This window comes from Citrobacter sp. RHB35-C17 (assembly GCF_013816795.1).
Lineage (GTDB): Bacteria > Pseudomonadota > Gammaproteobacteria > Enterobacterales > Enterobacteriaceae > Citrobacter_A > Citrobacter_A amalonaticus.
The window spans coordinates 1574707-1595566 of record NZ_CP057150.1 but is presented as its reverse complement, the minus strand read 5'-3'; the positions used below and the strand labels follow the sequence as shown (position 1 = coordinate 1595566).

18 protein-coding genes are annotated in these 20860 nt (G+C 57.2%); 4 read left to right on the top strand and 14 right to left on the bottom strand.

Going from position 1 to position 20860, the window contains the following annotated elements:
- Window positions 1-104: 104 nt before the first annotated feature.
- The 5 genes from uvrB to bioB all read right to left on the bottom strand — a co-directional run bounded on the left by uvrB (window position 105) and on the right by bioB (window position 6303).
- Window positions 105-2126, bottom strand: a complete 2022-nt coding sequence (gene uvrB, locus HVZ37_RS07490; RefSeq protein ID WP_043001304.1) for an excinuclease ABC subunit UvrB — start codon at window positions 2124-2126, stop codon at window positions 105-107.
- A gap of 564 nt (window positions 2127-2690) precedes the next feature.
- Window positions 2691-3377, bottom strand: coding sequence for a dethiobiotin synthase (bioD, locus tag HVZ37_RS07485; protein ID WP_046401466.1), 687 nt, complete (start codon window positions 3375-3377; stop codon window positions 2691-2693).
- Complete coding sequence (gene bioC, locus HVZ37_RS07480) at window positions 3370-4125, bottom strand: malonyl-ACP O-methyltransferase BioC (RefSeq protein ID WP_043001307.1); 756 nt, start codon at window positions 4123-4125, stop codon at window positions 3370-3372. The genes bioD and bioC overlap by 8 nt, the downstream gene beginning before the upstream one ends.
- Window positions 4109-5266 carry an 8-amino-7-oxononanoate synthase gene (bioF, locus tag HVZ37_RS07475; RefSeq protein ID WP_181628270.1) on the bottom strand — a complete coding sequence of 386 codons (1158 nt, stop codon included), beginning with the start codon at window positions 5264-5266 and terminating at the stop codon, window positions 4109-4111. The genes bioC and bioF overlap by 17 nt, the downstream gene beginning before the upstream one ends.
- Complete coding sequence (gene bioB / locus HVZ37_RS07470) at window positions 5263-6303, bottom strand: biotin synthase BioB (protein WP_142764947.1); 1041 nt, start codon at window positions 6301-6303, stop codon at window positions 5263-5265. The genes bioF and bioB overlap by 4 nt, the downstream gene beginning before the upstream one ends.
- A gap of 76 nt (window positions 6304-6379) precedes the next feature.
- On the opposite strand from bioB, the gene bioA reads away from it, so the two are divergent.
- Window positions 6380-7669 carry an adenosylmethionine--8-amino-7-oxononanoate transaminase gene (gene bioA / locus HVZ37_RS07465; RefSeq protein WP_044328582.1) on the top strand — a complete coding sequence of 430 codons (1290 nt, stop codon included), beginning with the start codon at window positions 6380-6382 and terminating at the stop codon, window positions 7667-7669.
- Window positions 7670-7727: 58 nt separating this feature from the next.
- Window positions 7728-8204, top strand: coding sequence for a kinase inhibitor (locus tag HVZ37_RS07460; RefSeq protein WP_043001310.1), 477 nt, complete (start codon window positions 7728-7730; stop codon window positions 8202-8204).
- 94 nt (window positions 8205-8298) lie between these two features.
- Here the strand turns inward: HVZ37_RS07460 and hutH are convergent, their stop codons facing one another.
- The 5 genes from hutH to hutI form a co-directional block, all read right to left on the bottom strand.
- Window positions 8299-9819, bottom strand: coding sequence for a histidine ammonia-lyase (gene hutH, locus HVZ37_RS07455; RefSeq protein ID WP_044256466.1), 1521 nt, complete (start codon window positions 9817-9819; stop codon window positions 8299-8301).
- A 1-nt stretch (window position 9820) separates the two neighbouring features.
- Window positions 9821-11506 carry a urocanate hydratase gene (gene hutU / locus HVZ37_RS07450; RefSeq protein ID WP_181628269.1) on the bottom strand — a complete coding sequence of 562 codons (1686 nt, stop codon included), beginning with the start codon at window positions 11504-11506 and terminating at the stop codon, window positions 9821-9823.
- A 169-nt stretch (window positions 11507-11675) separates the two neighbouring features.
- Entirely contained in the window at window positions 11676-12401 is a 726-nt protein-coding gene (locus HVZ37_RS07445; RefSeq protein ID WP_099433387.1) for a histidine utilization repressor, read from the bottom strand.
- A 24-nt stretch (window positions 12402-12425) separates the two neighbouring features.
- Window positions 12426-13367, bottom strand: a complete 942-nt coding sequence (gene hutG / locus HVZ37_RS07440; RefSeq protein ID WP_130097990.1) for a formimidoylglutamase — start codon at window positions 13365-13367, stop codon at window positions 12426-12428.
- Window positions 13364-14587 carry an imidazolonepropionase gene (gene hutI / locus HVZ37_RS07435; RefSeq protein ID WP_130097989.1) on the bottom strand — a complete coding sequence of 408 codons (1224 nt, stop codon included), beginning with the start codon at window positions 14585-14587 and terminating at the stop codon, window positions 13364-13366. The genes hutG and hutI overlap by 4 nt, the downstream gene beginning before the upstream one ends.
- A gap of 222 nt (window positions 14588-14809) precedes the next feature.
- Between hutI and HVZ37_RS07430 the strand changes: the two genes are divergently transcribed.
- Entirely contained in the window at window positions 14810-16093 is a 1284-nt protein-coding gene (locus tag HVZ37_RS07430; protein ID WP_043001316.1) for a putative acyl-CoA thioester hydrolase, read from the top strand.
- Between the two features lie 65 nt (window positions 16094-16158).
- Here HVZ37_RS07430 and pgl read toward each other — a convergent pair whose 3' ends face one another.
- The gene (gene pgl, locus HVZ37_RS07425; protein WP_044256478.1) at window positions 16159-17154 is read right to left on the bottom strand and encodes a 6-phosphogluconolactonase; all 996 of its coding nucleotides are present in this window, start codon (window positions 17152-17154) and stop codon (window positions 16159-16161) included.
- Window positions 17155-17316: 162 nt separating this feature from the next.
- Between pgl and HVZ37_RS07420 the strand changes: the two genes are divergently transcribed.
- Window positions 17317-18135 (top strand): pyridoxal phosphatase, encoded by an 819-nt coding sequence (locus HVZ37_RS07420; protein ID WP_043001318.1) that lies wholly within the window; start codon window positions 17317-17319, stop codon window positions 18133-18135.
- Here HVZ37_RS07420 and modC read toward each other — a convergent pair whose 3' ends face one another.
- The 3 genes from modC to modA are packed head-to-tail and all read right to left on the bottom strand — an operon-like array spanning window position 18136 to window position 20659.
- Window positions 18136-19194 (bottom strand): molybdenum ABC transporter ATP-binding protein ModC, encoded by a 1059-nt coding sequence (gene modC, locus HVZ37_RS07415; RefSeq protein WP_043001319.1) that lies wholly within the window; start codon window positions 19192-19194, stop codon window positions 18136-18138. It lies immediately after the preceding gene.
- A 2-nt stretch (window positions 19195-19196) separates the two neighbouring features.
- On the bottom strand, window positions 19197-19886 hold the full coding sequence (modB, locus tag HVZ37_RS07410; protein ID WP_044328845.1) for a molybdate ABC transporter permease subunit: 690 nt from the start codon (window positions 19884-19886) through the stop codon (window positions 19197-19199).
- Entirely contained in the window at window positions 19886-20659 is a 774-nt protein-coding gene (modA, locus tag HVZ37_RS07405; RefSeq protein ID WP_043001321.1) for a molybdate ABC transporter substrate-binding protein, read from the bottom strand. The genes modB and modA overlap by 1 nt, the downstream gene beginning before the upstream one ends.
- Between the last annotated feature and the right edge of the window lie 201 nt (window positions 20660-20860).

Genomic DNA, 20860 nt, shown 5'->3' with positions numbered 1-20860 from the left:
GTTTATTGCCAGATGGCGCTACGCTCATCAGGCCAACTTATCTACTCTGCAAACTACCAGCGAACAGGCCGGATAAGGTGGTTACACCGCCATCCGGCAATCTCTCACGACGCAGCGATAAACAGTTCACGCAGCTGATGCAGTTGATCGCGGATCTGCGCGGCCTCTTCGAATTCCAGGTTCTGCGCATGCTGCATCATCTGCCCTTCGAGCTCGTGAATCTTCTGTTGCAGCGCTTTTGGCGTCATGTCCAGTTCCACCACATCCGATTGCACTGCGGAACGCGATTTGCCTCGGCCCTTCGCTTTGGTTTTCGCAATGTTCTGCCCCAGCGCCAGAATATCGACCACTTTTTTATTCAGGCCCTGCGGAGTAATGCCGTGTTCTTCATTGTACTGCTGCTGTTTCTCGCGACGACGCTCGGTTTCGCCAATCGCCTTCGCCATTGAGGCCGTAATTTTGTCACCGTAAAGAATCGCCTTCCCGTTGATGTTACGCGCCGCACGACCGATGGTCTGTATCAGCGAACGTTCGGAACGCAGGAACCCTTCCTTGTCGGCGTCGAGAATCGCCACCAGCGACACCTCAGGCATGTCGAGACCTTCGCGCAACAGGTTGATCCCCACCAGCACATCAAACTCGCCCAGACGCAGGTCACGAATGATCTCCATACGCTCAACGGTATCGATGTCCGAGTGCAGGTAACGCACCCGCTCACCGTGTTCTTCCAGATACTCGGTGAGATCTTCCGCCATACGCTTGGTGAGCGTGGTAACCAGCACGCGCTCGTTGATCTCTGCGCGCTTGCGGATTTCAGAGAGCAGATCGTCCACCTGCGTTGCCACCGGTCGCACTTCAATGACCGGATCCAGCAACCCTGTCGGACGCACCACTTGATCAACCACTTCTCCGCCCGATTTCTCCAGCTCGTAATTGCCCGGCGTCGCAGACACATATATGGTCTGCGGAGCCAGCGCTTCAAACTCTTCGAACTTTAACGGACGGTTATCCAGCGCCGATGGCAAACGGAAACCGTACTCCACCAGCGTCTCTTTACGCGCCCGATCGCCACGATACATCCCGCCAATCTGCGGGATGGTGACGTGGGATTCATCCACCACCAGCAAACCGTCAGCGGGCAGATAGTCAAACAGGGTCGGCGGCGGCTCACCCGGCCCGCGTCCTGACAGAAAGCGCGAGTAGTTTTCGATCCCCGAGCAGTAACCCAGCTCGTTCATCATTTCCAGATCAAACTGGGTACGCTGACTCAGGCGTTGCTCTTCCAGCAGTTTGTCGTTGGCGAGCAGGATTTTGCGACGTTCAGCCAGTTCGACTTTGATCTCTTCCATCGCCTGCACAATGCGCTCACGGGGGGTCACGTAGTGCGTTTTGGGGTAGATGGTGTAGCGCGAAATAGTGGATTCCACCTGCCCGGTCAGCGGGTCAAACAGCGACAAACGCTCCACCTCTTCATCAAACAGCTCCACACGCAGCGCGATGTCGTCAGACTCCGCCGGGAAGATGTCAATCACCTCACCGCGCACGCGGAAAGTCCCGCGCTGGAACGCCTGATCGTTACGGGTATATTGCAGTTCAGCCAGTCGCCGCAGAATGGCGCGCTGATCGATAATCATGCCCACCGTCAGGTGCAGCATCATCTTCAGATATAAATCGGGATCGCCCAGACCATAGATGGCAGAAACGGAGGCCACGACGATCACGTCACGACGCTCCAGCAACGCTTTGGTGGCCGACAGACGCATCTGCTCGATGTGTTCATTCACCGAGGCATCTTTTTCGATGAAGGTGTCTGAGCTGGGAACATACGCTTCCGGCTGATAGTAGTCGTAGTAGGAGACGAAATACTCGACGGCGTTATCCGGGAAAAACTCTTTCATTTCACCATACAGCTGCGCCGCCAGCGTTTTGTTGGGCGCCAGCACCATCGTCGGTCGCTGCAAATCCGCGATCACATTCGCAATGGTGAACGTTTTCCCCGACCCCGTTACGCCAAGTAGCGTCTGATGCGCCAGGCCGTCCTCCAGTCCCTCTTCCAGACGGCGTATCGCCTCAGGCTGATCGCCGGAAGGTTTAAATGCGGAATTCAGTTTGAACGGTTTACTCATGAGCAGCTACCTGAAGGAATGAGCGGGCAGGTGTGTAATTTTACTCGCAGAAGATAATATTGCCAGTAAAATATACTGGATGAAAAAACAGTAACGCCTCATAAAATTTGTGTTACGCATGATAAAAGCGGATCGGAGATGGCTATAATTTCACCGCTGGCAAGATATTACACTATGAAGCGGGTTTATCCCCAGACCATTGACTTCGTTAACATTGTCAAGATGTGTGATGAAAGTTTTATTGCATTCAATGACCACAATATGACAGCCATTGATTTTATCTAACGCACTGTAAATTAAAGGATATTTTATAAAGACGCCTTTCGCACCAATTCGGCTGGAAGCCGCGTAATCTCTCGCTTGCCTTGTGTTTTCTAACTCTAATACACAAGGTTATCCACAGGAATGGTGGATAACTGCCTGCAGGCCATATGGTCTGCCGCCTGGCAAATTCCCGGTCCAACCCACCAGGCAGCACATAAAAAAAAATTATCGCTAAATTTTGATTTTTATCAGCTAAAGAAGTGTCCCTGGCAGGCGAGATCTTGCTCGCAATTTCGCCTTTTACTCACCCGCGAGTAAAGCGAGATCCAGATATTGTCCTGTGGCCGCATTTTCGGCTCCCGCCGCCAGCCACGGGATTTCGCCTAACAATGGCGCAGGGATGACCCGCTTAAGCGTCGCCAGATACTCATGATGGCGTTTTCCCGGCGGCGTGACGTCATTTGCCACCCACCCGACAAGCGGAAGTCCTGCCTGCTGTACCGCCTGCGCGGTCAGCATCGCATGGTTTATACACCCCAGCTTCACGCCGACGACCAGGACCACCGGCAGGCGCTCGATCTGCACCCAATCAGCGAAGGTAAAATCCTCCGCAAGCGGGGTAAACCAGCCGCCAGCACCTTCCACCAGCAGCCACTCCGCCTGCGCGTCCAGCGCGCGCAGGCCGTCTGACATCACATCAGCACGAATTGGCCTTCCCTCATCAGCGCTGATGATATGCGGCGAGGTGGGTTCCGCGAAGGTGTAAGGATTCACCGCCGCGTAGTCCAGCGCCAGACTGCTGTTGCGCTGAAGCGCCAGGGCGTCGCTGTTGCGCAGTCCCTCTGGCGTCATGTCACTACCTGATGCGACAGGTTTATACCCGGCCGTCCGATAACCCAGACTGCGCGCCGCCTGGAGCAGCGCACAGCTGGCGACGGTTTTACCAACTTCCGTATCGGTACCGGTGACAAAATAACGTTTAGTCACGTGCAATCACTCCTGCAAAAAGATGGTAGGTCAGCAGATATTTCCCCTGCCGCTGCGGCCAGGCCAGTTGAAGCTGCTGCAACTGCGAGCGGGTTAAGACGCGCGGCTCGCGCCCCTCGTGCAAATGGGTCGCGCCGATGCCTTTCAGTGAGCGCATAGCGCTCAGGGCGTCATCAAACTCCAGCGTCAGGGAGATTGATTGATGATGCCCTTGCCAGCCGTGCATCGCTTCACACAGCGCCTCGCGGGATAAAAACCGGTTGCCGTGCGCCCGCTCATCCACCGCGCGCCAGGCCTGATGAAGCTCCGGTAGCGAATCCTGGGCCAGCGTGGTGAAAGCCACGCAGCCACCGGGGCGCACGACCCGATACAGTTCGCTCAGCGCCTGATGCAGACTGTTACACCATTGCACGGCCAGATTGCTCCAGGCCAGGTCAAACGTTGCGCTGGCTAACGGCAGTGACTCAATGTCGCCGGTGAGATAGTGATGCGCCACGTCCTGGCGACGCGCCTCGTCCAGCATGCGGGCAGAGAGATCCAGCGCGGTGACCTGACTCCCCAGCTCGCGCCAGTAGCGACTCAAACGCCCCGGCCCGCAGCCGGCATCCAGTACCTGTAAAAATGGGCGTTCCGGCAGTTGCGCCAGCAACGCGTCGGCGCTCAGGCGCTGCAATGTGGCGTGCTGCTCATAGTGCGCTGCCGCACGACCAAACGCCGCCGCGATTGCCTGTTTATTCACCTGCCCCATGCAGCACCTCCAGCAATCGGTCGATATCCTCAGGCTCATGCGCCTGAGTTAAGGTCAGTCGCAGACGGGCTGTCCCGGCGGGCACGGTCGGCGGACGGATCGCCGTGACCCAACATCCCTGACGGCGCAAGGTGTCCGCCAGCTGCAATGCGCGCGCATTTTCGCCGACAATCAGCGGCTGGATGGCGCTGTGCGACTGCGCCAGCATGAAATCGGGATGGTTGATAGCCGAGCGGAAGCGCTGGATCAGCGCAGTCAGTTTCTCCCTGCGTGCGTCACCTTCCTGACTGCGAATCACCGAAAGCGACGCCTGTAACGCCATCGCCTGCGCGGGCGGCATGCTGGTGCTGTAAATCAGATGACGGGCGAACTGCAGCAAATAATCGGCAACGTTTTCAGAGCACAGAATCGCCGCACCGCTGACGCCAAAGCCTTTGCCGAATGTTACGACCAATAACTCCGGTTTTACCCGCTGCTGCCAGCAGCTCCCGCGACCCGCTTCTCCACTGACGCCAATGCCGTGGGCATCATCCACCAGCAACCAGGCATTACGCGCCTGTACGGCCTGCTGAATGTCCACAAGCGGCGCATTGTCGCCATCCATGCTGAACACGCCTTCGGTCACCACCAGTTGTCGCCCGGAACAGGGGGCGTCAAGCAGGCACGTGAGATGCGAGGCGTCGTTATGGGTAAAACGGCGAAGCTGCGCCGGGCAAAGACTGGCCGCTTCCAGCAGCGAAGCATGGCTGAGACGGTCAGCGACAATCCGGTCATCTTTTTCCATCAGCGCGGTAATCACCGCCTGATTTGCGGCGAAACCGGAAATAAACAGTAACGCGCGCGGATAGCCCAGCCAGTCGGCCAGTTCCTCTTCCAGTTGCTGATGGGCAATGGAATAACCGCTGACGTGGCCCGAGCCGCCGCTGCCGACGCCAAACCGCTCCGCCCCCTGCTGCCAGGCACGAAGGATATGCGGATGATGACTCAACCCCAGATAATCATTGCTGGAAAAATTGAGATAGCGCTGGTCATTCGTCTCCAGCCAGCGACCGGCTCCCTGCGCTACCGCATAACGTCGGCGCAACGTATCCGCCGAACGACGCGCCGCCAGCGCATCGTCGATTTTGTGTTGCCAGGTCATACGGCAGCCGCGTTGTAGTAATCGTCAGTATCCGGTGTCAGCAGCGCCTGCTCCAGACGCGCACGCTGCTCGTTATCCCCGGCGAGCACCACCGTTTGCTGCGGATTCAGCCCCAGCTTATGGAAAAGCTGAAGATCTTTGTCCTCTGCCGGGTTTGGCGTGGTGAGCAGTTTGCAGCCGTAGAAAATAGAGTTGGCGCCAGCCATAAAGCACATGGCCTGCGTTTGTTCATTCATCTGCTCGCGACCGGCAGACAGGCGCACATACGAGGTCGGCATCATGATGCGCGCCACGGCAATGGTGCGAATAAAATCAAATGCGTCGACGTCATCGTTATCTGCCAGCGGCGTACCTTTCACCTTCACCAGCATGTTGATCGGCACACTTTCCGGCGGGGTCGGCAGGTTTGCCAGTTGCAGGAGCAGCCCGGCGCGATCGGTCACCGTTTCGCCCAGGCCGACGATGCCGCCGGAACAGACCTTGATCCCGGCCTCGCGTACTTTGTCCAGCGTGTCGAGTCGCTCCTGGTAGGAACGGGTGGTGATGATGTTGCCGTAAAATTCCGGCGAGGTGTCGAGGTTGTGGTTGTAATAGTCCAGCCCCGCCTCCGCCAGCCGTTGCGCCTGTGATTCATCAAGTGTGCCAAGCGTCATGCAGGCTTCCAGTCCCAGCGCTTTCACCCCCTGAACCATCTGCTGCAAATATGGCATGTCGCGCTCGTGCGGGTTCTTCCACGCCGCACCCATGCAGAAACGAGTGGAACCGGCGTTCTTCGCCTGGCGCGCCGACTCCAGCACCTGCTCAACTTCCATTAGCCGCTCAGCTTCAAGGCCGGTTTTATAGCGCGAACTTTGCGGACAATATTTGCAGTCTTCCGGGCAGGCGCCGGTTTTGATCGACAACAGTGTGCTGACCTGCACCTGACGAGGATCGAAATGCTGACGGTGGATTTGCTGCGCCTCGAACAGCAGATCCAGCAGCGGTTTTTCAAATAATTCGGTGACTTGCGACAGCGTCCAGCGAGAATGAGTGGTCATAATTTTATACGTTTTGTAGTGATAAGGGTGTAGACTTGTAAACCTAAATCTTTTTAATTTGGTTTACAAGTCGATTATGACAACGGACGATCTCACGTTTGATCAGCGCCACATCTGGCACCCCTACACCTCTATGACCTCCCCGCTACCGGTCTATCCTGTTGAACGGGCCGAGGGCTGCGAACTGATTTTATCCAGCGGTGAACGCCTGATTGATGGCATGTCGTCGTGGTGGGCCGCGATTCACGGCTACAACCATCCGCAGCTCAATGCGGCGATGAAAACGCAGATAGACGCCATGTCGCATGTGATGTTTGGCGGGATCACGCATGCCCCCGCCGTCAACCTGTGCCGTAAACTGGTCGCCATGACGCCCGCGTCGCTGGAATGCGTGTTCCTCGCCGATTCCGGTTCCGTCGCGGTGGAAGTGGCGATGAAAATGGCGCTGCAATACTGGCAGGCCAAAGGGGAATCCCGTCAGCGCTTCCTGACGTTCCGTAACGGCTATCACGGCGATACCTTCGGCGCGATGTCGGTCTGCGATCCAGATAACTCCATGCACAGCCTGTGGAAGGGCTATCTGCCGGAAAACCTGTTTGCCCCTGCGCCGCAAAGTCGAATGGACGGCGAGTGGGATGAGCGCGATATGGTGGCCTTCGCGCGCCTGATGGCCGCACATCGTCATGACATTGCGGCAGTGATTCTCGAGCCGATTGTTCAGGGCGCGGGCGGAATGCGGATGTACCATCCGGAGTGGCTGCGCCGTATCCGCAAAATGTGTGACCGTGAAGGCATTCTGCTGATTGCGGATGAAATCGCCACCGGATTTGGCCGTACGGGCAAACTATTTGCCTGCGAACACGCCGGGATCGCGCCCGACATTCTGTGTCTGGGAAAAGCGCTGACCGGCGGAACGATGACCCTTTCCGCCACCCTGACCACCCGCCAGGTGGCGGAAACCATCAGCAACGGCGAGGCGGGCTGTTTTATGCATGGTCCGACGTTTATGGGCAATCCGCTGGCTTGCGCGGTGGCGACCGCCAGCCTGTCACTACTCGAATCCGGCGACTGGCAGGCGCAGGTCTCGTCCATTGAAGCCCAGTTACGCCAGGAACTCACCCCGGCGCAGACATCGCCATGGGTGGCTGATGTCCGCGTGCTGGGGGCGATTGGCGTGGTGGAGACGACGCATCCGGTTAATATGGCGGCCCTGCAGAAATTCTTTGTGCGACAGGGTGTGTGGATCCGCCCGTTTGGCAAACTCATCTACCTGATGCCGCCGTATCCCATCCAGCCAGAGCAACTACGCCGCCTGACGCAGGCCGTGAACGACGCTGTGCGCGACGAAACATTTTTTAACGGGTAACTGGCGGTAAGCTGTGCGGTTTCTGGCTACACTTTTTGGCGAGAATTAAGGAGAGTGCATGAAAGTAATCAGCAACGATTTTCGCGACGGGGAAAAACTCCCCCTGCGCCATGTCTTCAACGGTATGGGTTATGAAGGGGATAATATTTCCCCGCATCTGGCCTGGGATGAAGTGCCTGCCGGAACGAAGAGTTTCGTGGTGACCTGTTTCGACCCCGATGCACCGACCGGCTCTGGCTGGTGGCACTGGGTGGTGGCTAATTTACCGGCCGATACCCGTGTTCTTACCCAGGGCTATGGCTCCGGGCTGGTCGCCGTGCCAGACGGCGTTATCCAGACACGAACCGATTTCGGTAAAGCGGGCTATGGCGGCGCGGCGCCGCCAAAAGGCGAAACCCACCGCTATATCTTTACCGTTCACGCGCTGGATGTGGACAGGATTGACGTCGATGAAGGTGCCAGCGGGGCGATGGTCGGATTTAACGTCCATTTCCACTCGCTTGCCAGCGCCTCAATTACCGCGATGTTCAGTTGATCGCTGTTGTGCCGGATGACGACGCTCGCGCGTCTTATCCGGCCTACGGGAGGGATTCACAGGCCGGATAAGCGTTAGCGCCATCCGGCGCGGTTCAAAGAAATTCCGGCACGAGCTGCAGCAACGCCCCCTGTGCAAGCAATTCTGTCGCACGCTCAATATCCGGGGCGAAGAAGCGGTCCTGGGTGTAATGCGCAACCTGCTCACGTAATACCGTTCGCGCCTGCTCCAGCAGCGGGCTTGACGTTAATCCTTCACGCAAATCGATCCCCTGACACGCGGCCAGCCATTCGACGGCCAGCACGCCGCGAGTATTCGCCGCCATTTCCCACAACCTGCGCCCTGCCGCCGGTGCCATCGAGACATGATCTTCCTGATTCGCCGACGTTGGCAGGCTGTCCACGCTGTGCGGATGCGCCAGCGCTTTGTTCTCGCTGGCAAGCGCCGCCGCCGTCACCTGGGCAATCATAAAGCCGGAGTTCACGCCCCCGTTTTTGACGAGGAAAGGCGGCAACTGCGACATATGTTTATCCATCATCAGCGCAATACGGCGTTCGGACAACGCGCCAATTTCAGCAATCGCCAGCGCCAGATTATCTGCCGCCATCGCCACCGGTTCAGCATGGAAATTACCGCCTGAGATAACGTCTCCCTGCTCAGCAAAAACCAGCGGATTATCGGAGACCGCATTGGCTTCCGCCAGCAGTACATCCATCACCTGACGCATCTGTGTCAGACATGCGCCCATCACCTGCGGCTGACAGCGCAGAGAATACGGGTCCTGCACCTTTTCGCAATTGTGGTGCGACTGAGACAGCGCGCTGGTCTCTGTCAATACATGGCGATACAGCGCCGCCGCGTCGATCTGTCCACGCTGCCCCCGCGCGGCGTGAATACGCGCATCAAACGGACGGCGAGACCCTAACACCGCTTCGGTGGTTAACGATCCGCACATGACAGCCGACGCGAACAGCTCTTGTGCTTCAAACAGTCCGCGTAACGCAAACGCCGTCGATGCCTGTGTGCCGTTAAGTAACGCCAGCCCTTCTTTCGCCGCCAGCGTAATCGGCTCCAGGCCGGCTTTTTTTAACGCTTCCGTCGCCGGTAACCATTCCCCCTGCCAACGCGCCTTTCCTTCCCCCAGCAGCGTGAGCGACATATGGGCCAGCGGCGCTAGATCACCGGAGGCGCCTACCGAACCTTTCGCCGGGATGTGCGGCCAGACTTCGGCGTTCACCAGCGCAATCAGCGCCTCTATCACGCTAAGGCGAATACCAGAGAAGCCGCGCGCAAGGCTGTTTATCTTCAGCACCATGATCAGGCGCACCAGTGCGTCATCTAAGGCATCACCCACGCCTGCCGCATGGGACAGCACCAGCGAACGTTGCAGGTTTTGCAGATCCTCATTGGCGATGCGCGTCTGCGCCAGCAGACCAAAGCCGGTGTTAATGCCGTAGGCCGTGCGGCCCTCAGCGACAATGGTGTTGACGCAGGCCACGCTGGCGTTAATGCCGTCAATAGCGCTGGCATCGAGGCGCAGTTTAACCGGCTGCTGCCAGACTTCGCGTAGTTGTGAAAAACTCAGATGGCCCGGCGTTAAGGTCATGGTATTCATATCAGCGTTTCCCCTGCGTTGCCGCAACCATCGGCAGATTCAGCCCTTGTTCCACAGCGCACGCCACGGCAATATCGTAGCCCGCATCCGCATGACGCATTACGCCGGTCGCCGGATCGTTATGCAAAACCCGGGCAATGCGCTCGGCGGCTTCATCGCTACCGTCACAGACAATGACCATCCCGGCATGCTGTGAGAAGCCCATTCCCACACCGCCGCCGTGATGCAGCGATACCCAGGTCGCCCCGCTGGCCGTGTTGAGTAGCGCATTGAGCAGCGGCCAGTCGGAGACGGCGTCAGAACCATCGCGCATCGCTTCGGTCTCGCGGTTGGGGCTGGCGACAGAGCCAGAATCCAGGTGGTCGCGACCGACCACAATTGGCGCAGACACTTCCCCCTTGCGCACCATTTCGTTGAATGCCAGACCCAGTTTTTGCCGCCATTCGAGCCCCACCCAGCAGATACGCGCTGGTAGCCCCTGAAAATTAATGCGCTCCCGCGCCATGTCCAGCCAGCGGTGGAGATGTTCGTCATCCGCCACGATCGCTTTCACTTTGGCGTCGGTTTTATAAATATCCTGCGGATCGCCGGAAAGCGCCACCCAGCGAAACGGTCCAATGCCGCGGCAGAACAGCGGGCGAATATAGGCCGGTACGAAGCCAGGAAAGGCGAAAGCGTTTTCCACGCCCATCTCTTTAGCCATCTGACGAATGTTGTTGCCGTAATCGAACGTCGGTACGCCCATGTCGTTGAACGCCAGCATCGCCTCCACGTGTTTTGCCATCGAGCGCTTCGCTGCCTCTACCGTACCCTGTGGATCGGAGAGCGCTTTTTGCTGATAGGTTTCCCAGTCCCAGCCGGAAGGCAGATAACCGTGCAGCGGGTCATGAGCGCTGGTCTGGTCGGTAACCATGTCCGGACGCACACCGCGCTTCACCAGTTCGGGCACCACATCCGCCGCATTGGCGCACAGAGCAATCGATACGGCTTGACCTTCGCGGGTGTATTTTTCGATACGCGCCAGCGCATCATCAAGAGATGTCGCCTGTTCATCGACATAACGAGTGCGCAGACGAAAATCGATACGACTCTGCTGACATTCAATGTTCAGGGAACAGGCACCTGCCAGCGTCGCCGCCAGTGGCTGCGCGCCGCCCATGCCGCCGAGCCCGGCGGTTAACACCCACCGCCCGCGCAGGTCGCCGTCGTAGTGCTGCCGTCCCGCTTCAACAAACGTTTCATAAGTGCCCTGCACAATTCCCTGACTGCCGATATAGATCCAGCTTCCGGCCGTCATCTGTCCGTACATCGCCAACCCTTTCGCATCAAGTTCATTGAAATGCTCCCAGGTCGCCCAGTGAGGCACGAGGTTGGAGTTGGCAATCAGCACGCGCGGAGCGTTCTGGTGAGTTCTGAACACACCAACCGGTTTACCAGACTGGACCAGCAGCGTTTCGTCCTCTTCCAGTTGGGTCAGGGCGTTTACAATCGCGTCATAGCATTCCCAGTTACGGGCCGCGCGGCCTATACCGCCATACACCACCAGCTCATGTGGGTTCTCGGCGACATCGGGGTCCAGGTTGTTCATTAACATGCGCAATGGCGCTTCGGTCAGCCAGGATTTGGCCGTCAGCGTTGTCCCTCGCGGGGCGCGGATATCTTGCTGACGAAACTTGCTATGAGACATAACAACGACTCCTCACGGACATGCCGGAAAAGGTTTATCCGGCAAAGGGAATGATCGGGTGTGAGGTAAATATATACTTGTCTATACAAGACATAACAAGATGCAATTTAACAAATAAGATACATTTTTGTTATATTGCGTCAGCAATCACGCTTTCAGTCCGCGTGCGTCAGGAGGAGAAGTGGCCCTGCAAGCGGTAACGAGAGCCCGGAAAGAGCAACCGCGCGTGAGAAACGATCTGCGAGGCGGACCAGGTGGTACGACGAATGAGCAGGCAAGGATCGGTCTCGCCGATGTCGAGTAACGCGCACTCTTGCGTCGTGGCGCGCACCGCTTCAACAATGTGTTCCCCTTCCGTCAGCGGGGCAATCAGCGACAAATATGCATGCGGCGTGGTCTGGCTGTAATCCTGCGCCAGATATTCCGGCACAATGTCGGCATTCACACAGCGATCTTCAATCTGTACCGGCTGGTCGTTTTCAAAATGTACCATCACAGAATGAAAAATCGCCGTACCTTCCGTCACCTTCAGCACCGCAGCCTGCCGCGCATTGGCCGGTTTCTTTTCCAGAATCAGCACCTCGCAGTGATGCCGATGCGCCCGTGCGGCAATTTCGTCGGCAATACTGCGAATTTCAAACAGCGCGGACTGGCCTTTCGGCTCCGCGACAAAGGTTCCCACTCCCTGCAGGCGCACCAGCATCCCTTCGTCAGTCAGTTCACGCAGCGCCCGGTTGATGGTCATCCGGCTGAAGCCGTACTGCGCCACCAGCTCCGCTTCCGACGGAATACGATCGTGCGGCTGCCAGACGCCACTGGCGATCTTTTCGCTAATCTCGCGTTTAACCGTCTCATAAAACGGCGCGGGAGCAGAACGAGGGCGAGAAAGTGTCATGGGAATGTTTACCTTATCAATCGATTACTGCCACCAGTGGGCGATTTGCCAGCCAAGCCGCGCCGCCACGCGTGCCGACCTGCCATCATTATCAAAGCGCGGATTAAATTCAACCACATCCACCGCCTGGAGCTTACCGCTGCGGCAAACAGGTTCAATCAATTTCAGCAGGGTCGCCAACGGTACGCCCAGCGCCGCAGGCGCCGATACGGCTGGCATCTCTCCAACGGGCAGGACGTCGAGATCGACAGTCAGATAGAGTTTATCCACCTCGCTGATAAACGCCGCCAGTTGAGCGTGGGCGTCATTACTCTGCAAATCTTCCACCACCAGCACGTTGCGCTTGTGCGCCTCATCCCATAGCGCCTGGGTGTTTACCGCCCGGCTAACGCCGATGCACGCATAGCGGAACTCACGCTGCTGCTGGTCGCAAAGCTGCGCCAGTTGACGAAACGGCGTGCCTGAGGTTGCCCGCCCGGCGTTACGCAGATCCAGATGCGCGTCGAGATTAATGATCCCTACCCGCTCGCCAGGGAATGCATCGAAAACGCCCGCCCCATGACCGAATGCCGTTTCGTGCCCGCCGCCAAGAACGAAGGTGCGCATCCCCGCCTGCTGACATTGACAGACCGCATCACGTAGTGCTTGCTGCGCCCCTTCCAGATCCGCTGTCGGGGCCAGCAGATTCCCCATATCCACCAGTCGCTCGTGTCCCGCGTGACTCGCCAGGTTAGCCAGCGCTGAACGCAGCGCGTCCGGCGCACCGGCGGCACCAGGACGCCCATGATTACGCTTGACCCCCTCATCGCAGGCAAAGCCGAGCAGCGCTATCCTGTCGCGGTATCGCTCTGGCGAAAACGTCAGGCTGCGATCGATCGTCTGAAACAGGCGCAGCGCGTTTGCGGCTTCGCCGCTGTCATCTCGCCCCCGCCACAGGTCAGGGGCAGCCGCTTCCCATTGTGTCATGTGATTTGTCCTCGAAATATGCGTAGATACAGCGGGTTGCGCCCAGGCTCATAGAGGATCTCCACCGGGTTTTGCGCATCCCAGACGTTAAAATCGGCAACGTAACCCGCCTTTAGCTGTCCGTGCGTCGCCTGGCGGCCCAGCGCCTGAGCGGCATGACGGGTGACGCCCGCCCATGCCTCTTCCGGTGTCAGTCCGAACTGAACGCAGGCCATGTTCATTGCCAGATGCAAGCTGATAAAGGGACTGGTGCCGGGGTTGAAATCGGTCGCCACCGCCATCGGTACCTGGTAACGGCGCAGTAACTCAACGGGCGGATGCTGCGTCTCTTTAAGGAAATAGAACGCCCCCGGCAGCAGTACGCCAACGGTGCCGCTGTGACGCATCGCGGCCACGCCCGCTTCATCAAGATATTCAATGTGATCCGCAGAAAGCCCATGATAGCGACTGACCAGTTGCGCTCCACCCAGCAGAGACAACTGTTCGACATGCCCTTTGACCGGAATGCCCGCCGCCTGCGCCGCGCGCAATACCCGCTCGCTTTGCGCCAGGGTAAAGCCCACGCTCTCACAGAACAGATCGACCGCTTCAAACAGCCCCTTTTCCCATAGCTGCGGCAGTATCGTTTCGCAGACGTGGGTGATATAGCCGTCAGGATTGTCCCGATACTCAACCGGCACGGCATGGGCCGCCAGCAGCGTGGGGCTGATTTCGATAAGATTCTCTTCGGCCAGGCGGGCCACGACGCGCAGCATCTTTTCTTCGGCTGTCGCATTCAGGCCATAGCCGGATTTCACTTCCAGCAGCGTCACGCCCTCGCGCATCAGGCGCGCGATCCGCACCTGTGCAGAGGCTAAAAGCGCCTCCTCCGTCGCGGCACGCGTCGCCGTCACGGTGGCGTTAATCCCGCCGCCCTGCGCACTAATCTGCTGATAAGAAACGCCGTTCAACCGTTGCTCCCACTCGCTGGCGCGATTGCCGCCAAACACCAGATGAGTGTGACAATCAATCAACCCAGGCGTCACCAGACGTCCTTGCAGGTCATGCGTATTGGCATGCGCAGTCGGGAGTGAAGCCTCTGGCACAATCGCCAGCACCCTTCCCTTACGGATAATCAGCGCATGATGGTCCAGCATGCCATACGGTGCCGTCTGCGCCGGATCGAGCGTCGCCAGGCGCAGGTTTCGCCAGAGCGTATCATCAGGTAACAGGGGTTCCATGCTTTCTCCAGCTTGTCTTAGGTTGTATAGACATTTATTTGAGATCGCACGCGGGAAGTCAATCATCCCAGGCAAATATGTTATTTAATTGTGACTTTGACAGTACCCGAATCCGCGAGGAGGGGTTTAAAAACAACTTTTTAGCTTTTCACCTTTCTGTTTTGCTCAACTTAGTATAAAAAAGCAGGCTTCAATGGATACTTTTATAGCCCGGAGCAACTCGTGAACACATCATCAGTTTCCCGTCTGGCGCTGGCACTGGCTTTTGGCGTGACGCTGACCGCCTGTAGCTCTACCCCGCCGGATCAAATTCCTTCCGATCAAACCGCGCCAGGAACCTCCTCGCGCCCGATTTTATCGGCGAATGAAGCGCAGAATTTTGTCGCTAAAAACTATTTTTCTTCTCTGACGCCGAACACCGCGCCGTGGACGCCATCTTCAATTTCTCTGCCTGCGCAGCCTGACTTTGTGGTCGGCCCGGCCGGTACGCAAGGCGTTACCCACACCACCATTCAGGCGGCGGTGGATGCGGCGATCACTACGCGCACCAACAAACGTCAGTACATTGCGATTATGCCAGGTGAGTATCAGGGGACTGTTTATATCCCTGCGGCGCCAGGCAGCCTGACGCTGTACGGAACGGGTGAGAAACCGCTGGACGTGAAGATTGGCGCAGCAATTGACGGTGAAATGAGCACCGCTGACTGGCGTCATACGGTGAATCCGGGCGGGAAATATATGCCTGGTAAACCGGCCTGGTACATGTTTGACAACTGCCAGAGCAAACGCGGCGCGACTATCGGCGTGATGTGTTCAGCGGTATTGTGGTCACAGAATAATGGCCTGCAGTTGCAGAATCTGACCGTTGAAAACAATCTTGGCGATAGCGTGGATGCGGGTAACCACCCGGCCGTTGCGCTGCGCACCGACGGTGACAAAGTTCAAATCAATAATGTGAACATTCTGGGCCGCCAGAACACCTTCTTTGTGACCAACAGCGGCGTGCAGAACCGTCTGGAAAATAATCGCCAGCCGCGTACCCTGGTGACCAACAGCTATATCGAAGGTGATGTGGATATCGTTTCCGGTCGCGGCGCGGTGGTGTTCGATAACACCGACTTCCGCGTAGTGAACTCGCGTACTCAACAGGAAGCGTACGTCTTCGCGCCTGCAACGCTTGCGAACATTTATTACGGTTTCCTCGCCACCAACAGCCGCTTTACCGCCGCCGGTGACGGCGTGGCGCAGTTGGGTCGCGCACTGGATGTCGACGGCAACACCAACGGTCAGGTCGTGATCCGTGATAGCGTGATTAACGAGGGCTTTAACATGGCACAGCCGTGGGCTGACGCCGTGATCTCTAAACGTCCATTCGCGGGCAATACCGGGGCGAAGGATGATAAAGGCGAAACCCAGCGTAACCTGAACGACACCAACTTTAACCGCATGTGGGAATACAATAACCGCGGTGTGGGCAGCAAAGTCGTGGCTGCGCCGAAGCAGTAAGCATAAAAAAACCGGCATCACAGGATGCCGGTTTTTATTTATCGGTTGGCTAATAAGCGCCCCTATTAATACGCGTTAACCACCACCCACATCGGGCCCTGGCCTACCGCATAACGTCCCTTCTCCGTTAACAGCCCCTGCTCACCGGCAATCTCGTACACCGCGATATGGTGTGACTTCTGTCCGGCAGCAATCAGGTATTTCCCGCTATGGTCAACGTTGAAACCACGCGGCTGTGTTTCGGTTGGCTGGAAGCCTTCTTTGGTCAACACGCTGCCATCTTCTGAAACGCTGAACACGGTAATCAGGCTGGCGGTACGGTCACAGGCATACAGATGACGACCATCCGGCGTAATGTGAATGTCCGCCGCCCAGCGGGTGTCGGAGAAATCAGCCGGCATCATGTCCAGCGTTTGCACGCATTCGATATCACCGTGCGGATCTTTCAGTTCCCAGACGTCCACAGAGCTGTTGAGCTCGTTGACGCAGTAGGCATATTGCTGATTCGGGTGGAACGCCATATGGCGCGGACCGGCCCCTTCAACGGTGGTCACTTCCGCAGGCTCTTGTGCCACCAGCTTACCGTCATCGCTGAGGGTAAACAGGCAGATACGATCCTGCTTCAGCGCAGGCACCCACAGGGTGCGGTTGTCCGGGGAGATATTGGCGGAGTGACAGCCATCCATTCCCTCCACCACATCCACCACCCCAACCGGCAGGCCGTCTTCCAGACGGGTGACGCTGACGTTACCCGCGTTATAGGAGCCAACAAAAACAAAACGGCCATGATGATCGGTTGAAATGTGTGTCGGGCTACCCGGCAGCGCGGATTCTGCGGCAAACGTCAGCGCACCATCATCCGGCGCAATCCGGTAAGCCAGTACGCGGAATTCAGGACGCACGCCCACGTAGAGATAACGTTTATCCGGGCTGACTACCATCGGCTGAACCTGCCCGGGCACATCAACCACCTGTACCAGCTTCAATGCGCCATCATGATTCAGGCTCCAGACATGGATCTGTTGGCTTTCAGGGCTGGCGGTATAAACGGTTTGCTTCATGAATGCTCCTCTGCTTTAGGCAACTGGCTGCAAAAATGGAATACAGCTTAACGTAGTCGCTTTTAACGGTGAATGCTGAATATACGCACAAAATTTTGCCTGCTCCCCGTCCCGGTGTACCATTCAGGCAGACAAAACTTCAATGTTAATCGGGATGACGATATGACCGCTCGCGTGATTGCCCTTGATTTAGATGGAACCTTGCTAACCCCGCAAAAAACCCTGCTCCCCTCGTCTGTCGAAGCACTGTCGCGCGCCAGGGAGGCAGGCTACCAACTTATCATCGTCACCGGGCGTCATCACGTCGCAATTCATCCTTTTTATCAGGCACTGGCACTGGATACACCTGCAATTTGCTGTAATGGCACCTATTTGTATGATTATCACGCAAAAAATGTTCTCGCAGCCGATCCCTTGCCGGTTAACCAGGCGCTACAGCTTATTACGCTGCTGGAAGCGCATCAGATTCACGGCCTGATGTATGTCGATGACGCCATGCTGTATGAGCACCCGACCGGCCATGTCATTCGCACCTCAAACTGGGCGCAGACGTTGCCGCCGGAACAGCGCCCGATCTTCACCCAGGTGCCTTCACTGGCGCAGGCGGCGCACGATGTCAACGCGGTGTGGAAGTTCGCTCTGACAGACGACGATATTCCTAAGCTGCAGCAATTTGGCAAGCATGTCGAAGAGCTGTTGGGCCTTGAGTGCGAATGGTCCTGGCACGATCAGGTCGATATCGCTCGTCAGGGTAACAGCAAAGGCAAACGCCTGACCCAGTGGGTTGAATCTCAGGGTGGGTCGATGGAAAACGTAATTGCCTTCGGGGATAACTACAACGACATCAGTATGCTGGAAGCGGCTGGTACCGGCGTGGCGATGGGCAATGCTGACGACGCAATCAAAGCACGCGCCAACGTCGTCATCGGCGATAACACCACCGACAGCATCGCGAAGTTCATCTATAGCCAGCTGCTGTAATCAGGCGGTTATCGATACACTCTTAATCTGCGCATACAGCCAGAGGCCAGCTTTGATCCCCAGTTCATCCCTGGCCCATGGGCTAATGCGCGCCCACAGCGTTTTACCTCCCACCTCAAGCTGAACTTCCACTTGCCCGTTATCGTCGTAGCAATGGATCACCTTCGCGCGCAGGATATTACGAATGCTGGTCTGCTGCGGCGGCTGTAGCACCAGCGAGACATCCGACGCCTGAATGCGAATGCGCAGCGAGGCCTGCAGCGGCTCATTGAGCTTATTGACCCATAGATGCTGATCACCCAGCGCCAGCGCCGTCATCGCGTAATGCGGATGATGCTCCAGTACGCTCACTTTCAGGATGCTGCTCTGCTGTTCTTTCGGCAGCCATGGATGCATCACGCTGCTCCCCCAGACCTCTTCCAGCGCGCCAAACGCCTTCACCTGACCGTCTTCCAGCACCATTACGTTATCGGCCAGATGGAGAATTTCATCGAGCGAGTGACTGACATAGAGCATGGGAATATTGATCTCCCGCGCCAGCCGTTGCAGATAGGGCAACAGTTCACGCTTACGCGGAATATCCAGCGAGGCGAGCGGTTCATCCAGGAGTAGCAGTTCCGGCGCGGTCAACAGCGCCCGGCCAATCGCCACACGTTGTTTTTCACCGCCGGAGAGGCCGCCCGGCAGTCTGTCGAGCAGAGGCTCAATACCCAATAGCGCCACCAGCTTATCGAACTGGCCGGCCATACTTTTCGCCATGCCGTAACGCAGGTTGCCGCGCACTTTATAATGGGGAAACAGGCGCGCATCCTGAAAAACGTAGCCTATCCGGCGTTTTTCCGGGGTCAGACAGATGTGGTTTTCCGTGTCATTCAGCACCCGTCCGTTGAGTACAATGCGCCCTTTCTGCGGTCGCGTCAGGCCACTGATGGCATTGATCAGCGAGGTTTTTCCAGAACCAGAGACGCCAAATATCGCGGTGATACCGCTGGCGGGCAGCGTTTCGTTGAGCGAGACGCAGTGGGTCCCCAGCGTCTGAGAGAAATTGAGTTCCAGCATAATTATCGCCCCGTCCGCTCACGGCTGAGTCGCGCCAGCCATTCAGAAATTAACAGCGAAATCAGCGCCAGTACGATGGAAATAAGACACAGCCTTGCCGCAGCGCTTTCACCGCCCGGCGTCTGAATCAGGGTATACATCGCCGAAGGAATGGTGCGGGTTTCGCCGGGAATATTGGAAACGAAGGTAATCGTCGCGCCAAACTCGCCGAGCGAACGGGCAAATGCCAGTACCGTCCCGACGATAATGCCAGGCAGCGTCAGCGGAAGGGTAATGGTGAAGAAGACGCGCCAGCGTCCCGCCCCTAGCGTCCGGGCGGCCTGCTCAAGCTTAAGATCCACCCCTTCCAGCGCAAGTCGGATAGCCCGCACCATCAGCGGAAAAGACATCACTGCCGCCGCCAGTACCGCGCCGCGCCAGCTGAAGGCAAAGGTTATGCCGAACCAGTCGTATAGCCACTGGCCGATAAATCCGCGCCGTCCCATCGAAATCAGCAGCAAATAACCGACCACCACCGGCGGTAATACCAGCGGCAGATGCAGTACGCTGTCCAGCAGGGCTTTGCCTGGGAAAGTGCAGCGCACCAGCAGCCAGGCAAAGAAGATCCCAAACGGCAAACTAAACAACACGGCCAGGGAAGACACTTTCAGGCTCAGAAGCACGGCCTGCCATTCAGGATCGGTCAATATCATTACTTGGTCGTAAATCCGTAACGTTTAAAGATTTCAGCAGCCTGCGGTCCTTTCAGGTAATCATAGAACGCGCTGACCGTGGCGTTTTTATGTCCATCAACAATCGCGATGGGGTACTCCACTTTTTTGTGCGAATCTTCCGGGAAGGTGGCCACGACGTTAACGCCTTTACTGGCAACCGCATCAGAGCCGTAAACAATGCCCAACGGCGCTTCGTTACGCTCGACCAGCGCCAGCGCGCCGCGCACATCTTCCGCCGGAGCCAGTTTCGGTGACAGCGTCTCCCAGGCCCCCAGTTTCTGCAGTGCTTCTTTCGCGTAGATCCCCGCCGGAACGTGTTCCGGGTCGCCTACCGCCAGACGTCCACCGTTCAGCAGCGTCGTCCAGCGGGTATTATTGTCAATCGTAAACGCTTTCTGCTCACTGGCTTTTGGCGCCACCACCACAAGGCTGTTGCCCAGCAGCGTCTGACGCGTTGCGGTATCAATCGCTTTCTTATCTACCGCGTAATCCATCCATTTCTGATCGGCAGAAATGAACAGATCTGCTGGCGCACCGGCTTCTATCTGGCGAGCCAGCGTGGAAGACGACGCAAAAGAGGAGACCACGTCGACATTCTTCTCTTTTTTATACTCTGCCGCGATATCCTGCATCGCATTAGTCAATGACGCTGCGGCAAACACGGTGATTTTCCCTTCATCCGCCAGCGTTTGTCCAGCAACCGACAATGATAAGGTTGCCCCAGCAAACAGGCGTAACCAGGTACGAGCCATTTGTAACTCCTTTGCATATCGTTATGTATTTATGAATATAACGATAAAGCAACGATTTTCCCAGAAGTTATTGATACCACTAAGAGGTTACGCAAAGAAAATATCGGCAGGAATAAGGAGAACTTGAGAAACAATCCCAATGGGGTGCGCACTGCATTGAGGCGCGACCAACAAAGATACGGTTTGAAAGATGAGAAAACA

What these genes read in the sequence shown, in the direction of transcription:
- uvrB (WP_043001304.1), bottom strand. Translation starts at nt 2,126, where the DNA reads ATGAGTAAACCGTTCAAACTGAATTCCGCATTTAAACCTTCCGGCGAT.
- bioC (WP_043001307.1), bottom strand. Translation starts at nt 4,125, where the DNA reads ATGGGGCAGGTGAATAAACAGGCAATCGCGGCGGCGTTTGGTCGTGCG.
- bioF (WP_181628270.1), bottom strand. Translation starts at nt 5,266, where the DNA reads ATGACCTGGCAACACAAAATCGACGATGCGCTGGCGGCGCGTCGTTCG.
- bioB (WP_142764947.1), bottom strand. Translation starts at nt 6,303, where the DNA reads ATGACCACTCATTCTCGCTGGACGCTGTCGCAAGTCACCGAATTATTT.
- bioA (WP_044328582.1), top strand. Translation starts at nt 6,380, where the DNA reads ATGACAACGGACGATCTCACGTTTGATCAGCGCCACATCTGGCACCCC.
- HVZ37_RS07460 (WP_043001310.1), top strand. Translation starts at nt 7,728, where the DNA reads ATGAAAGTAATCAGCAACGATTTTCGCGACGGGGAAAAACTCCCCCTG.
- hutH (WP_044256466.1), bottom strand. Translation starts at nt 9,819, where the DNA reads ATGAATACCATGACCTTAACGCCGGGCCATCTGAGTTTTTCACAACTA.
- hutU (WP_181628269.1), bottom strand. Translation starts at nt 11,506, where the DNA reads ATGTCTCATAGCAAGTTTCGTCAGCAAGATATCCGCGCCCCGCGAGGG.
- HVZ37_RS07445 (WP_099433387.1), bottom strand. Translation starts at nt 12,401, where the DNA reads ATGACACTTTCTCGCCCTCGTTCTGCTCCCGCGCCGTTTTATGAGACG.
- hutG (WP_130097990.1), bottom strand. Translation starts at nt 13,367, where the DNA reads ATGACACAATGGGAAGCGGCTGCCCCTGACCTGTGGCGGGGGCGAGAT.
- hutI (WP_130097989.1), bottom strand. Translation starts at nt 14,587, where the DNA reads ATGGAACCCCTGTTACCTGATGATACGCTCTGGCGAAACCTGCGCCTG.
- pgl (WP_044256478.1), bottom strand. Translation starts at nt 17,154, where the DNA reads ATGAAGCAAACCGTTTATACCGCCAGCCCTGAAAGCCAACAGATCCAT.
- HVZ37_RS07420 (WP_043001318.1), top strand. Translation starts at nt 17,317, where the DNA reads ATGACCGCTCGCGTGATTGCCCTTGATTTAGATGGAACCTTGCTAACC.
- modC (WP_043001319.1), bottom strand. Translation starts at nt 19,194, where the DNA reads ATGCTGGAACTCAATTTCTCTCAGACGCTGGGGACCCACTGCGTCTCG.
- modB (WP_044328845.1), bottom strand. Translation starts at nt 19,886, where the DNA reads ATGATATTGACCGATCCTGAATGGCAGGCCGTGCTTCTGAGCCTGAAA.
- modA (WP_043001321.1), bottom strand. Translation starts at nt 20,659, where the DNA reads ATGGCTCGTACCTGGTTACGCCTGTTTGCTGGGGCAACCTTATCATTG.